This is a genomic window from Bacillus sp. FAU20 (assembly GCF_056033865.1).
In genome coordinates, this window is the sequence record NZ_JBVYHY010000003.1 from 924,144 (window position 1) to 939,096 (window position 14,953).

The 14,953-nt window shown below is 35.8% G+C and carries 14 protein-coding genes and 1 riboswitch; all 14 genes read left to right on the forward strand.

Going from position 1 to position 14,953, the window contains the following annotated elements; translation table 11 throughout:
* The first annotated feature begins 59 nt into the window (after positions 1-59).
* A riboswitch (purine riboswitch) is annotated at positions 60-161 on the forward strand.
* Between the two features lie 232 nt (positions 162-393).
* On the forward strand, positions 394-1,119 hold the full coding sequence (locus AC0OM3_RS05285) for a GntR family transcriptional regulator (RefSeq protein ID WP_000114182.1): 726 nt from the start codon (positions 394-396) through the stop codon (positions 1,117-1,119).
* 89 nt (positions 1,120-1,208) lie between these two features.
* Positions 1,209-2,285 (forward strand): BMP family lipoprotein, encoded by a 1,077-nt coding sequence (locus tag AC0OM3_RS05290; protein ID WP_000730604.1) that lies wholly within the window; start codon positions 1,209-1,211, stop codon positions 2,283-2,285.
* A 117-nt stretch (positions 2,286-2,402) separates the two neighbouring features.
* Positions 2,403-3,935: an ABC transporter ATP-binding protein gene (locus AC0OM3_RS05295; protein ID WP_000456911.1), complete on the forward strand. Its 1,533-nt coding sequence runs from the start codon at positions 2,403-2,405 to the stop codon at positions 3,933-3,935.
* Entirely contained in the window at positions 3,928-4,986 is a 1,059-nt protein-coding gene (locus AC0OM3_RS05300) for an ABC transporter permease (RefSeq protein WP_001085260.1), read from the forward strand. The genes AC0OM3_RS05295 and AC0OM3_RS05300 overlap by 8 nt, the downstream gene beginning before the upstream one ends.
* Positions 4,987-5,946, forward strand: a complete 960-nt coding sequence (locus AC0OM3_RS05305; RefSeq protein ID WP_000008857.1) for an ABC transporter permease — start codon at positions 4,987-4,989, stop codon at positions 5,944-5,946.
* A 197-nt stretch (positions 5,947-6,143) separates the two neighbouring features.
* Positions 6,144-7,418 carry an EF-P 5-aminopentanol modification-associated protein YfmF gene (gene yfmF, locus AC0OM3_RS05310; protein ID WP_000772411.1) on the forward strand — a complete coding sequence of 425 codons (1,275 nt, stop codon included), beginning with the start codon at positions 6,144-6,146 and terminating at the stop codon, positions 7,416-7,418.
* Positions 7,419-8,705 carry an EF-P 5-aminopentanol modification-associated protein YfmH gene (gene yfmH / locus AC0OM3_RS05315; RefSeq protein WP_000411968.1) on the forward strand — a complete coding sequence of 429 codons (1,287 nt, stop codon included), beginning with the start codon at positions 7,419-7,421 and terminating at the stop codon, positions 8,703-8,705.
* A gap of 103 nt (positions 8,706-8,808) precedes the next feature.
* Positions 8,809-9,522, forward strand: coding sequence for an elongation factor P 5-aminopentanone reductase (gene ymfI / locus AC0OM3_RS05320; protein WP_474211157.1), 714 nt, complete (start codon positions 8,809-8,811; stop codon positions 9,520-9,522).
* A gap of 75 nt (positions 9,523-9,597) precedes the next feature.
* The gene (locus tag AC0OM3_RS05325) at positions 9,598-9,846 is read left to right on the forward strand and encodes a DUF3243 domain-containing protein (protein ID WP_000114454.1); all 249 of its coding nucleotides are present in this window, start codon (positions 9,598-9,600) and stop codon (positions 9,844-9,846) included.
* A 139-nt stretch (positions 9,847-9,985) separates the two neighbouring features.
* Positions 9,986-10,771 carry a DUF3388 domain-containing protein gene (locus AC0OM3_RS05330; protein ID WP_000574107.1) on the forward strand — a complete coding sequence of 262 codons (786 nt, stop codon included), beginning with the start codon at positions 9,986-9,988 and terminating at the stop codon, positions 10,769-10,771.
* A gap of 21 nt (positions 10,772-10,792) precedes the next feature.
* Entirely contained in the window at positions 10,793-11,704 is a 912-nt protein-coding gene (locus tag AC0OM3_RS05335) for a helix-turn-helix domain-containing protein (protein ID WP_474211222.1), read from the forward strand.
* Positions 11,705-11,768: 64 nt separating this feature from the next.
* Positions 11,769-12,347 carry a CDP-diacylglycerol--glycerol-3-phosphate 3-phosphatidyltransferase gene (gene pgsA, locus AC0OM3_RS05340; protein ID WP_001052968.1) on the forward strand — a complete coding sequence of 193 codons (579 nt, stop codon included), beginning with the start codon at positions 11,769-11,771 and terminating at the stop codon, positions 12,345-12,347.
* Positions 12,348-12,367: 20 nt separating this feature from the next.
* Positions 12,368-13,606 carry a competence/damage-inducible protein CinA gene (gene cinA, locus AC0OM3_RS05345; RefSeq protein ID WP_000990698.1) on the forward strand — a complete coding sequence of 413 codons (1,239 nt, stop codon included), beginning with the start codon at positions 12,368-12,370 and terminating at the stop codon, positions 13,604-13,606.
* Between the two features lie 143 nt (positions 13,607-13,749).
* Complete coding sequence (gene recA / locus AC0OM3_RS05350) at positions 13,750-14,781, forward strand: recombinase RecA (RefSeq protein WP_001283860.1); 1,032 nt, start codon at positions 13,750-13,752, stop codon at positions 14,779-14,781.
* Positions 14,782-14,953: the final 172 nt, after the last annotated feature.

Sequence of the window (14,953 nt, forward strand, 5' to 3'; positions counted from 1 at the left end):
ATTTAATGCAGAAAAATGTTAGATTTTGTTGACACGTATGAGAGCAAGTGGTAAGATTACTTCGAAAAGAATCACTGCCTCATATAATCTTGGAGATAAGGTCCATAAGTTTCTACCTGGCAACCATGAATTGCTAGACTATGAGGGGAAAAGTGTGTAACAAAGGATGTAAAGGATCTTTGTGCCGAACTTTTTCTCGAAATGAGGAATGTTTATGGTGCAAAGTTTTTTTTATGCAATAAAGAGTGAAAATTTTATTTAAAAAAATTATTATTATTTATTCGACAATTACGCTTATTTTGGTGTTTAGTCATTTGTACTATGTTGTAAGTTGAAAAAAGAGAAAAGAAGTCTTACATCAGAGGTCGAATAATTGAAATGCGGGGGAGTCTTATGTCAGTAAAATCCGATAGTCGTCACCTATATCTACGGGTGATTGATCACATCAAAGAAAAAATTAAAGATGGGGCTTATAAAGAACGACAAAAGTTACCATCAGAGTTTGATTTAGCGAAAGAACTTGGCGTAAGTAGAGCGACTTTAAGGGAAGCATTGCGTATTTTAGAAGAAGAAAATGTTGTCATTCGTAGACATGGTGTAGGGACATTTGTAAATGCAAAGCCATTATTTTCTTCTGGAATAGAACAACTTTCTAGTATTACAGATATGATTTCTAGTGTGGGGAAAACACCAGGAACAATCTTTTTATCATCATCTACTACAACTTTAACAGAAGAGGAAAAAGAGAAGTTTAATAGTGAAGATGGTTTTAATGCAGTGATGATTGAACGCGTGCGTACAGCAGATGGGGAACCTGTTGTGTATTGTATCGATAAACTTGCAAAAGAAATATTGCCAGATTTATCGGGTTACAATGAGGAATCATTATTAACGGTGATACATAATAACACGCATAAGCGCATAACATATGCGGTTGCTCACATTGAGCCAATTGGCTATCACCCTAAAATCTCACCGATTTTAGAATGTGAGCCTGAAACAGCGCTGCTTGTATTAAAACAAATGCACTACGATCAAAATGATGAGCCAATCTTATATTCTATCAATTACTTTAGAGCTGATAAATTTAGCTTCCACGTATTAAGAAAGCGTATGTAGGTAAATTCCTTTTTAGGGAGGTGACAGCAAGAAGTAAGGAACAGCAGCGTATAAAAAATAGACAAATCATTTCAGGAGGGGTTTCTAGTATGAAGAAAAAAACAGGTCTTTTATTATCATTAACATTAGCAGCAAGTACGGTGTTAGGTGCATGTGGTAACTCGGATAAGGCGAGCAGTGATAAGAAAGAAGATAAAGACTTCAAAGTTGGTATGGTAACGGATGTTGGGGGCGTTGATGATAAATCATTCAACCAATCTTCTTGGGAAGGTTTGAAAAAGTTTGGTAAAGATAATGGATTAAAGGAAAAGACAAATTATCGTTACCTACAGTCTGAAAAAGAAGCAGATTATATTCCAAACTTAAAGAAATTTTCAAAAGATAAGTATGATTTATCTTTCGGAATCGGTTATAAATTAGAAGGTGCAATTAAAGAAGTTGCAAAAGAATCTCCAAAACAACAATTCGCAATCGTTGATACTGTTGTAGATGCACCGAACGTAACAAGTATTACATTTAAAGATCATGAAGGATCATTCCTTGTAGGTGCGGTAGCAGCTATGTCAACAAAATCGAATAAAGTAGGATTTGTTGGTGGAATGAAAAGTGATTTAATTAGTAAATTCGAAAATGGATTTAAAGCTGGTGCAAAGGCAGTAAATCCAAACATTGAAATCGTATCTGAATATGCGGAAGCATTTGATAAACCTGAAAAAGGTACAGTTCTTGCATCAGCAATGTATGGTCAAGGTGTAGATGTAATTTATCATGCTGCTGGTGGTACAGGTAACGGTGTGTTCACTGAAGCGAAAAACCGTAAGAAAAAAGGTGAAAATGTTTGGGTAATCGGTGTTGACCGTGACCAACATCAAGAAGGTATGCCTGAAAATGTAACATTAACTTCAATGATTAAACGTGTGGATGTAGCTGTAGAAAAAGTAGCTAAAGAAGCAAAAGATGGAAAATTAAAAGGTGGAAAAATTGAAGCGTTTGGTTTAAAAGATGACGGTATTGGTATTTCAAAAACAACTGATAACGTGAAAAAGGTTAACCCTGAAATTTTAACAAAAGTAGAAGAGTTTGAAAAGAAAATTACAGATGGTGAAATTAAAGTACCGGCTACAGATAAAGAGTATAAAGAATATGAAGCTTCTCTAAAAAAATAAATAGAGAAATAGCAAAGGTTAGTTCATAGAACTAACCTTTGTATGTATAAAAATTCCAAATCGCTTAATAAGTTAATAGTGTAATAGGGAATGTTCCCTGTTAAAAGGAGGAACGAAATGGAATACGTAATTGAGATGAATAACATTACGAAAGTATTCCCAGGCATTGTAGCGAATGATGATATTACGCTGCAAGTAAAGCAAGGAGAAATACATGCTTTACTTGGAGAAAATGGTGCAGGGAAATCCACATTGATGAATGTACTATTTGGTTTGTACCAACCAGAGCAGGGTGAAATTAAAATTAAAGGTAAACCTGTAAAAATCACAAATCCGAATATAGCAAATGACCTTGGTATTGGAATGGTCCATCAACACTTTATGCTTGTTCATAATTTTACAGTTACAGAGAATATTATTCTCGGAAATGAACCGAAGAAAAAAGGGAAAATTGCTGTTGAGGAAGCTGCTAAAGAAATTCAAAAATTGTCTGAACAATACGGTTTAGCTGTAAATCCATATGCGAAAATACAGGATATTTCAGTGGGTATGCAACAGCGTGTTGAGATTTTGAAAACTCTTTACCGCGGTGCAGAAATTTTAATATTTGATGAACCGACAGCCGTGTTAACACCACAAGAAATTCATGAGCTAATTCAAATTATGAAAAAGCTTGTACAAGAAGGAAAATCTATTGTTCTTATTACACATAAGTTGAAAGAAATTATGGAAGTTTGCGATCGTTGTACGATTATTCGTAAAGGAAAAGGGATTGGAACGGTTGACGTTGCAAATACGGATGAAAATAAACTTGCAGAATTAATGGTCGGACGTCAAGTGAATTTTAAAACAGAAAAAATAGACGCGAAGCCAAAAGAAGAGGTACTTTCAATTGCAAACCTTGTTGTTCACGATGCACGTCAACTACCTGCTGTAAAAGGCCTTGACTTAACTGTTCGTGCGGGGGAAATTGTTGGGATTGCAGGGATTGATGGAAACGGACAAAGTGAATTAATAGAAGCAATTACTGGTTTACGAAAAGTTGAGTCAGGTTCTATTGCAATTAAAGGAAAAGAAATAACAAATTGGCCTGTTAGAAGAATAACAGAAGAAGGAATTGGTCATATTCCAGAAGATCGTCATAAACACGGACTCGTACTTGATTTTTCTGTTAGAGATAATATAGTTCTTCAAACGTACTATAAAAATCCATTTTCAAAGAAAGGGATTTTAAATTTCAGCAAAATTACAGAAAAAGCAAAGGCTCTTATTGAACAGTTTGATGTACGTACACCTAGTGAGCAAACGTTAGCACGCGCTCTATCTGGGGGGAATCAACAAAAAGCAATTATTGCACGTGAAGTAGACCGAGATCCAGATTTATTAATTGCGGCACAGCCAACACGTGGTTTAGATGTAGGAGCAATTGAATTTATTCATAAGAGATTAATAGAGCAAAGGGATAAAGGAAAAGGTGTATTACTTTTATCATTAGAGTTAGATGAAATCTTAAATGTTAGCGATCGAATTGCTGTTATTTATGAAGGGGAAATTGTAGCAATAGTTGATGCGAAAGAAACGAATGAACAACAGCTTGGATTGTTAATGGCTGGAGGAACAAAGAAGGAGCAGGTGGGTACAAATGGCTAAAAAGCTTTTAACAGAACGAACGATAAATATTTTAGTCCCAGTACTATCCGTTATTTTCGGCTTACTTGTAGGAGCGATTGTAATGCTAGTTAGTGGCTATGATCCAATTGTTGGTTATAGTGCACTTTGGACAGGAATGTTCGGCAGCGCAAGTGCGATTGGTGAAACTCTCCGTACAATGATACCGCTTATTCTTGCTGGCTTATCGGTGGCGTTTGCATTTCGTACAGGCTTATTTAATATCGGGGTAGAGGGTCAATTGTTAGTTGGTTGGCTTGCAGCAGTTTGGTTCGGTTATGCAGTTTCGCTACCAGCTGTTCTTCACATGCCGTTATCAATTTTATTTGCAGCATTAGTAGGTGGAATTTGGGGTTTCATCCCTGGATATTTAAAGGGGAAATTTCAAGTTAATGAAGTTATTGTAACAATTATGATGAACTATATTGCTTTATACGTAACATATGACATTATTAAGCGTTTCTTACACGAGGGTAATGATAAAACGTATGACATTAAAGAGAGTGCGTCACTATCTTCAGACTGGCTTGCTTCTATTACTGATGGTTCACGTCTACACTGGGGAATTATTGTAGCAATTTTAATCGCTATTTTAATGTGGTTCTTATTAGATCGAACAACTTTAGGTTACGAATTAAAGTCGGTAGGATTTAATCAGCATGCCTCTCAATATGCAGGTATGAAAGTTTCTCGTAATGTAGTATTCTCCATGACAATTGCTGGTGCATTTGCGGGGATTGGTGGGGCGATGGAAGGATTAGGGACATTCCAGAGTATGACAGCGATGTCTTCGTTTACAGGAGTAGGGTTTGATGGGATTGCCGTAGCATTACTTGGAGGGAACAATCCGTTTGGTATAATCCTTTCAGCTTTATTGTTTGGTGGTTTGAAAAGTGCTTCCCCTCAAATGAACTTTGAGGCAGATGTACCGTCAGAGCTTATTAATGTAATTATTGCATGTATCATCTTCTTTGTTGCATGTAGTTATGTGTTAAGATGGGCGCTTACACGCATGAGCAAGGAGGGGAAATAAATGAGCTTTTTAGATATATTAGCCATTCTTGTGACGGGTACGTTATATACATCGGCACCTATCATTTTCACAGCACTAGGTGGTGTATTTAGTGAACGATCAGGTGTTGTAAATATCGGATTAGAAGGACTAATGCTATTTGGTGCATTTATTGGAGTTGTTACAAACTTATTAATGGGTGATACTTGGGGCACGATGACTCCGTGGATTGCGTTATTATTTGCGGCAATTGGTAGTGGTTTGTTTGCATTACTTCATGCGGTAGCTTCTATTACATTCCGAGCAGATCAAGTTGTAAGTGGTGTAGCAATTAACTTCTTATCTCTTGGATTAACGGTATTTGCAATTAAGAAGATTTTTGATAAAGGACAGACTGACTTTATTCAGTACCGTATTGAAAAGATTGATATTCCAGGCCTTTCAGATATTCCGGTTTTAGGGAAAATATTCTTCTCTAACGTACCAATAACGTCGTATATTGCCATTATTTTAGCATTCGTTGTTTGGTATGTTATTTATAAAACACCGTTCGGTCTTCGTCTTCGTGCGGTTGGTGAGCATCCAATGGCAGCGGATACGATGGGGATTAACGTATATAAAATGCGCTATATTGGCGTTTGTATATCAGGGGTGTTTGCTGGAATTGGTGGAGCAATTTTTGCGATGTCAATTTCTAATAACTTCTCAGGGGCAACTATTACAGGACAAGGTTTCTTAGCATTAGCTGCTATGATTTTTGGAAAGTGGAATCCACTAGGTGCATTAGGTGCAGCGCTATTCTTTGGTTTTGCACAATCATTAAGTGTAACAGGTGGAACAATTCCTGTATTAGATCAAATTCCGAGTGTTTTATTAACAATATTACCGTATGTATTCACAATATTAGCACTCGTTGGTTTTGTAGGTCGTTCTGAAGCTCCGAAAGCATTAGGAACTCCTTATGAAAAAGGAAAACGATAAGTATAAAAAGCTCGCACATTAGTGCGGGCTTTTTTACATAGACTATATTTAATACGGAATTTTACTATGTTCCTTACATATTACAGTTTTTAGAAAGGGCCTTATGTAAGTATAGTGAGGAAGAAAAGTTGATTTTTCATTTCTAAAAACTGTATATTGAAGAGGAATATTCCTATATACGTAAAGGAGGGCTATAAATGAAACTAATGGAACAACAACTACATGAGTTAGGTGGTTTGCGCGTACATATTATTCCGACTGATAAATATAAAACGAATACCTTTGTATTTCGTTTTAAAGCGCCTTTAAATGAGGAGACGGTGACAGAGCGTGCCCTATTGCCATACGTATTGCAAAGTGCGACAGAAAAATTACCTTCTGTAATTCGTCTTCGTCAATATTTAGAAGAATTATACGGATCTTCTTTAGCGGTAGATGTAAGTAAAAAAGGGGAAGACCATATTATCTCCATTTATGTAGACATTGCAAATGAAGTTTATTTACATGATGCACCACCGTTATTTGAAAAAGCGCTTTCTATGTTGTCAGATATCGTGTTACATCCAGCAACGGAGGAGAACGGTTTCCTATCTTCTATCGTAGAAAGTGAAAAAAGAGCACTGTTACAGAGAATTGAAGCTACTTATGATGATAAAATGCGTTATGCAAACGAGCGTTTAATTGAAGAAATGTGCAAAGTAGAACCGTATCGTTTAAGTGCAAATGGAAAAAAAGAGAGTGTTACGTCTATTACAAATGAAAGTCTGTATCAATATTATCAAAAGGTGCTAGCGGAAGATGAAATGGATTTATATATTATTGGTGATATTTCAGAAAACGCCGTTGATCTTGTAAGTAAGTATTTTTCTATTTCAGCTCGTCCAGTGAGAGAAAGAAATGTACTCCTTCATAGACGAAATAATGAAGAAAAAGAAGTTGTTGAAAAACAAGAATTAAAACAAAGTAAATTACACATCGGTTATCGTACATTTGTCACATATAAAGATGAAGATTATTTTGCATTGCAATTGTTCAATGGATTGTTTGGTGGCTTTTCTCATTCGAAGTTATTCGTAAATGTGCGTGAAAAAAATAGTTTAGCGTACTATGCAGCATCGCGCTTTGAAAGTCATAAAGGTTTATTATTTGTTATGTCAGGAATCGAAGCGAAAAATTATGAAAAAGCAGTTGAGATTATTAAAGAACAAATGCTTGCGATGCAAAACGGAGAGTTTTCTGAAGAAGAAATACATCAAACAAAAAGTGTCATCCAAAATCAAATATTAGAGGCAATTGATACACCACGTGGTTTTGTAGAAATGCTATATCATGGTATTATTTCAGATCGTACACGTCCAGTTGAAGAATGGCTTACCGGTATAGAAAGTGTGACAAAACAAGAAATTGTAAAAGTTGCTAAAAATATTGAACTAGATACAATTTACTTTTTACAAGGAACGGAGGGAGAGTAAATGGAGAAAATTGTTTATGAACAATTAAAAGAAACACTCTATTATGAAAAACTTCCTAATGGATTAGATGTATATGTTTTACCGAAACAAGGATTTAATAAAACATTTGCGACGTTTACGACGAAATATGGTTCTGTAGATAATACATTTATACCATTAGGGAAAGAAGAAATGATTCGTGTGCCTGATGGAATTGCACATTTTCTTGAGCATAAATTATTTGAAAAAGAAGATCACGATGCTTTCCAATTGTTTAGTAAACAAGGGGCATCGGCAAATGCTTTCACATCTTTCACAAGAACAGCTTACCTTTTCTCATGTACATCAAATGTAGAACAAAATTTAAATACATTGTTAAACTTTGTACAAGAGCCTTACTTCTCTGAAAAAACCGTTGAAAAAGAGAAGGGTATTATTGGGCAAGAAATTCAAATGTATCAAGATAATCCAGATTGGCGCTTATATTTTGGATTAATTGATAGCTTGTTTGTAAAGCACCCGATTAAAATTGATATTGCAGGGACGATTGAGTCTATTAGTAAAATTACGAAAGACCTACTATATGAATGTTATGAAACGTTTTATCATCCAAGCAATATGTTAATGTTTGTTGTAGGTGCAATTGATCCAGAAAAAACGATGGATTTGATACGTGAAAATCAAGCGAAGAAAGATTATAAAAACCAACCAGAAATAGTACGTTCATTCGAAGAAGAACCAGATGAGGTAAATGAAAAGAAGAAAATTATTTCAATGCCTGTACAAACTCCGAAATGTTTAGTTGGTATTAAAGCGACAAACTTAAAAGAAAAAGGGGAAGCTCTTTTAAAACAAGAAATTGCGCTTACGTTACTTTTAGATTATTTATTTGGGAAAAGCTCCGTTCATTACGAATCTTTATATAACGAAGGGCTCATTGATGATTCGTTCTCGTATGATTATACAGAAGAGAATAACTTCGGTTTTGCAATGGTTGGCGGCGATACGAAGCAACCTGATGAGCTGGAAGAGCGTTTGAAAGGTATTTTATTAAACACAAATTATGATCAATTAGATGAGGCGGCATTAGAACGAGTGAAGAAAAAGAAAATAGGTGGCTTTTTACGTTCCTTGAATTCACCGGAATATATTGCAAATCAATTTACACGATATGCGTTTAATGAATCGAGTCTGTTTGATGCATTGACTGTATTAGAAAGTCTAACGGTTCAAGATTTACAAGAAGTAGCTCAATTACTATTATCAGAAGAGAAAATGAGTGTTTGCCAAGTTTTACCTAAAAAATAAAAGGTTTCATAACAATACCCTCATCTTATCATTGATAAATTGTAAGATGAGGGTATTATTTATTTGTAGGGAAAAGATTTTTTTGAGATAAGAGAGGAATTGTATGAAAAAGTATGCATTAGTAACTGGAGGAAGCGGAGGGATTGGCTCTGCTATTTCGAAACAATTAATTCAAGATGGATATACAGTATATGTTCATTATAATAACAGTGAAGAGAAAGTGAATGAGTTGCAGAAAGAATGGGGTGAAGTAATTCCTGTTCAAGCGAATTTAGTTTCTACTGATGGGGCAGAGCAATTGTGGAAACAAATTGAACATCCTCTTGATGTTATCGTATATGCAGCTGGGAAGAGTATTTTTGGACTCGTAACAGATGTAACGAACGATGAATTGAATGATATGGTAGAACTTCAAGTGAAGAGTATCTATAAATTATTATCGATGGCATTGCCATCTATGATTCAACGGAGAGGCGGTAATATTTTACTTGTTTCGTCTATATGGGGACAAATTGGAGCGTCATGTGAAGTGCTTTACTCGATGGTAAAAGGTGCGCAAAATTCATATGTGAAAGCTTTAGCAAAAGAAGTTTCATTAAGTGGAATAAGAGTGAACGCGGTGGCGCCAGGTGCAATTGAAACGGAAATGTTAAATGTATTTTCAGAAGAGGATAAGAATGAAATTGCGGAAGAGATTCCGTTAGGACGATTAGGATTACCAGAAGAAGTAGCAAAAACTGTGTCATTTCTCGTATCATCAGGTGCAGCTTATATAACAGGACAAATTATCGGAGTAAATGGCGGGTGGCATTGCTAAAAATTTCTTACATAAAAAATGAAAAACTGTACAAATTAAGCATGATTCTATTACTAAGTAGTGAGGTGCTTACACATGTCAGTTTTAGATAATTTTGATCAATGGAAGAGCTTTTTAGGAGAACGTTTAGAACAAGCGCAAGGAAAAGGTCTTGATGGTGGTGCTGTATCAGATATGGCATTTCGTGTTGGTGATTATTTAGCAAATGAAGTAGAAGCACGCAACGATCAAGAGAAATTATTAGCTGAACTTTGGAAAGTTGCTGACGAACAAGAGCAACATACAATCGCAAACTTAATGGTAAAGTTTGTACAACATAAGTAAAAAATAGAGAGGAGAATCTCCTCTCTATTTTTTTTGCATAATAATTGAAAGGGATAGATTATACATTTAGCTTCCCTATTAAGGTGAAATCATATAATATAGTACGTAGGTGTAAAGTAAGCAAGGGGAGTGATCTTGGATGATTGAATGGTATTTTGAATATGAAATACATAAAAACCGACCTGGCTTGCTTGGTGACGTTTCTTCGTTAATCGGTATGCTTGGCATTAATATTGTCACAATTAATGGTGTAGATAATGCACGACGTGGATTACTCCTTATGTGTGATAATCAAGAGCAAATCTCTAGACTTGAATCAATTTTAAATACGATGGATAACATAACGGTAACGAAATATCGTCCGCCAAAGCTAAGAGATAAGCTAGCGGTTAGACATGGTAGGTACATACAACGAGATGCAGATGATAAGAAGACATTTCGGTTTGTGCGTGATGAATTAGGGTTACTTGTAGACTTTATGGCTGAAATAATGAAAAAAGAAGGTCATAAACTAATTGGTATACGAGGAATGCCTCGTGTCGGAAAAACAGAATCCATTGTTGCTGCAAGTGTTTGTGCAAATAAAAGGTGGTTATTTGTATCATCTACTCTTATTAAGCAAACTGTTCGTAGTCAATTAATTGAAGATGAGTATAGCGATGACAATATTTTCATCCTAGATGGAATTGTGTCAACGAAGCGTGCTAACGAAAGACATTGGCAGCTCGTTCGTGAAATTATGAGATTGCCTGCAACGAAAGTTGTAGAACATCCTGATGTATTTGTGAGTCAGTCAGAATACACATTGGATGATTTTGATTATATTATCGAGTTGCGTAACGATTATGATGAAGAAATTCAATATAATTTAGTAGATGAAATTGAGCAAGGTACGCAAAATAATTTCTCTATGTTTGACTTTTAAAGAAATATTGAGGTGTTAGTAGTGACGGAATTGGGACAAAAGCTGAAAGAAGCAAGAGAAGCGAAAGGCTTGTCTATTGATCAGCTGCATGAGATTACAAAAATTCAAAAACGCCATTTAGTGGCAATTGAAGAAGGCAATTATGATGTATTGCCAGGAGCTTTTTATGCGCGTGCATTCATTAAACAATACGCAGATGCGGTTGGATTAAATGGAGAGGAACTGCTTGTAGAACATCAGAGTACGATACCACAATCTGAAAGGCGTGAAGTTCCACAAGTATCAACGGGACAAAAAACACAAGAAACAATGCAAAAATCTTCATCATGGCCAATTGCAGATCACATGCCGAAAATCTTAGTTGCGCTGTTAGTAATCGCAGTTGGAGTGGTAATCTGGTTTGTGTTTCAAGCGTTAACTGGAAAAGATGATGAAAAAGTTCCAAGCGCTCAAAGTGAGAAAATTGAAGTTCAAAAAGCGAAAGATTCTCCGTTAGATACGAAGAAAGATGAAGCGAAAGCGGAAGAGCCAAAAAAAGAGGAATCAAAAAAAGAAGAACCAAAGAAAGAGGAGCAACCAGCACAACCAACTGGACAGCAAGAAGTGAAAGTAGTTGGAACAACTGGAAAGGTATCTACTTTGGAAATTCATAATAATAAAACATTAGAACTGGAATTATCGGGTAAAGGTGCGAGTTATGTAGATGTTAAAGATGATGCTGGGAATGTGATTCTAAACGCTACAGTACAAGAGGGCCAAATAGAAAAACGTGATGTATCAACATTAAAAGAAGTGCGACTTAATATTGGAAATGCAACGAATGTTGAAGTTAAACTGAATGGCCAAGTGGTCGCTTATCCATTGGATCCAGAAAAAGAACTTCACCAAAGATTGGTGATAAAAAACCAAGGGATAGAGCAACCTGCACAATAACAGTCATCGCTTCGATGACTTTTTTTCGATGAACAAATGTTTTTGATATGATGGAGGAATAGCTGTGAATTTACCAAATAAAATTACAATATCTAGAATCTTCTTAATTCCAATTTTTATGGTAATTATGTTAGCACCCTTTGATTGGGGTTCATATAAAATTGGTGATGTTAATTTGCCAATTCAACATTTAGTGGGGGCGCTTATCTTTATCATTGCTTCAGCTACAGATTGGATTGATGGACATTATGCAAGAAAGTATAATCTTGTAACGAATTTAGGGAAGTTTCTTGACCCGTTAGCTGATAAATTACTTGTTTCGGCAGCACTTATTACATTGGTAGAGATGCAATATGTACCGGCTTGGATTGTTATTGTAATTATCAGTCGTGAGTTTGCAGTAACTGGTTTACGTCTTGTACTTGCTGGAACAGGGGAAGTAGTTGCAGCAAACCAGCTAGGGAAAATTAAGACATGGACACAAATTATTGCGATTGCAGCATATTTATTACACGATGTACCTTTAAATTTAATCCATATTCCAGTTGCGGATATCTTCATATGGATTGCATTAATCTTTACTGTTATTTCAGGATGGGATTATTTCTGGAAAAATAGAGCTGCTTTTGTAAACTCAAAATAGAAGTTTATGGGGGAATTGGGATGAATGCTGAGATTATTGCGGTTGGAACTGAATTATTACTTGGACAAATTGCAAATACAAACGCCCAGTTTTTATCTGAAAAGTTAGCTTCAATCGGAATTAACGTGTACTATCATACTGTTGTTGGTGATAATAATAAGCGACTGCAAAAGGCGATTGAAGCTGCGGAAGAACGTGCTGATATACTTATTTTTACAGGTGGATTAGGACCGACAAAAGATGATTTAACGAAAGAAACGATAGCTACTAGTTTAGATGAAGAGCTTGTGTATGATGAAAAGGCATTAGCCTTAATAAGTAATTACTTTAAGCGTACAGGCCGTGAATTTACGGAGAATAATAAAAAGCAAGCGCTCGTTTTAAATGGAGCAACAGTATTTGCAAATGACCACGGTATGGCGCCAGGTATGGGGGTAAATAAGAACGGAAAAGTTTATATTTTATTACCAGGGCCGCCAAAAGAAATGAAACCAATGTATGTAAGTTACGTAGAGCCTTTTTTACGTAATTTTACAACAGGAGAAAACATTTATTCTCGTGTGCTTCGTTTCTTTGGTATTGGGGAGTCCCAATTAGAGGTGAAAGTTCAAGATTTAATTGATGGACAAACAAACCCAACAATTGCCCCGTTAGCAAATGATGGAGAAGTGACATTACGTTTAACCGCTAAGCATCAAAATGTTAGCGAAGCGGAGAAACTAATTCAACATGTGGAAGATTTGATTTTAGAAAGAGTAGGAGAATTTTTCTACGGATATGACCAAGAATTTTTGCATTATAAGGCAATCGAGTTATTGAAGAGAAAAGGGTTAACTTTAGCGTGCGCAGAAAGTTTAACAGGTGGTTTTTTTGGAAATCAAGTAACTGAAAACGCTGGTGTTTCTTCTGTATTTAAAGGCGGTGTCATTTGTTATCATAATGATGTGAAGCAACATGTTTTACGTGTGCCTGAAGAAGTATTGCATACTGATGGTGCAGTTAGTAAAGAATGTGCTCGTTATCTTGCTGAAAATGTTAAGGATGTATTAAAAGCGGATATAGGAATTAGTTTCACTGGGGTAGCAGGGCCAGATGCTTCAGAACAGAAAGAACCAGGAACAGTATTTGTTGGGCTTTCGATTAAGGATGAACCAACTGTAGTCTTTCCTCTTAATTTAAGCGGAAGTCGTCAACAAATTAGAGAACGAACAGCAAAATATGGATTTTATCATTTATATAAAAAGTTAGAAGAGATATAAGTTTCTTCTAGCTTTTTTTACGTTTAAATTTAGATATTATTTGATAGAAAATAAAAAAATCGAATAAATGTTCGATTTTGTTGGCAAATTGAATTGAAAATAGGTATAATAAGATTAGCAATTCAGTTAAGGAGGAATTTTGAATGAGTGATCGTCAAGCAGCGTTAGATATGGCGTTAAAACAAATAGAGAAGCAATTCGGTAAAGGTTCAATTATGAAATTAGGAGAACAAGCAGAGCGTAGAGTTTCTACGGTTTCTAGTGGTTCTTTAGCACTTGATGTGGCACTAGGAGTAGGCGGATATCCACGTGGCCGTATTATCGAAATTTACGGACCTGAAAGTTCAGGTAAAACGACAGTTTCATTACATGCAATTGCAGAAGTACAACGTCAAGGTGGACAAGCAGCATTCATCGATGCGGAGCACGCAATGGATCCTGTATATGCACAAAAATTAGGCGTTAACATAGATGAATTACTATTATCACAGCCTGATACAGGGGAGCAAGGATTAGAAATCGCGGAAGCACTTGTACGAAGTGGTGCGGTTGACATTATCGTAATTGACTCTGTAGCAGCTCTTGTACCGAAAGCAGAGATTGAAGGCGACATGGGTGACTCACATGTAGGCTTACAAGCACGTTTAATGTCACAAGCACTGCGTAAGCTTTCAGGAGCAATCAACAAATCAAAAACAATTGCAATCTTTATTAACCAAATTCGTGAAAAAGTTGGGGTTATGTTCGGAAACCCAGAAACAACTCCAGGTGGTCGTGCGTTGAAATTCTATTCAACTGTACGTCTTGAAGTGCGTCGTGCGGAGCAATTAAAGCAAGGTAACGACATCGTTGGTAATAAAACAAAAGTAAAAGTAGTGAAAAATAAAGTAGCACCACCATTCCGTGTTGCGGAAGTTGATATTATGTACGGAGAAGGTATTTCAAGAGAAGGGGAAATCTTGGATATGGCTTCTGAGCTTGATATCGTTCAAAAGAGCGGTGCTTGGTATTCTTATAATGAAGAACGCCTAGGACAAGGTCGTGAAAATTCGAAGCAGTTCTTAAAAGAAAATACAGATTTAAGAGAAGAAATTGCCTTCTTTATTCGTGAGCATCACGGAATTAGTGAAGATTCTGGTGCTGAGGGCGCAGAAGATTCAACTCTTCTTGATTAAAAAATAAAAGACACGGCCTCGTGTCTTTTATTTTTTTATCTACTATTAAGGAGCATAATACTATTGATAAAAATATTTTTTTACTTCAAATGGGTTGTGTAAAGAGGGATATTTAAATATTTTAAGGAAAAGAAATTGCAATTACTAAGGTTTTCCAGTATAGTAGGCTCCT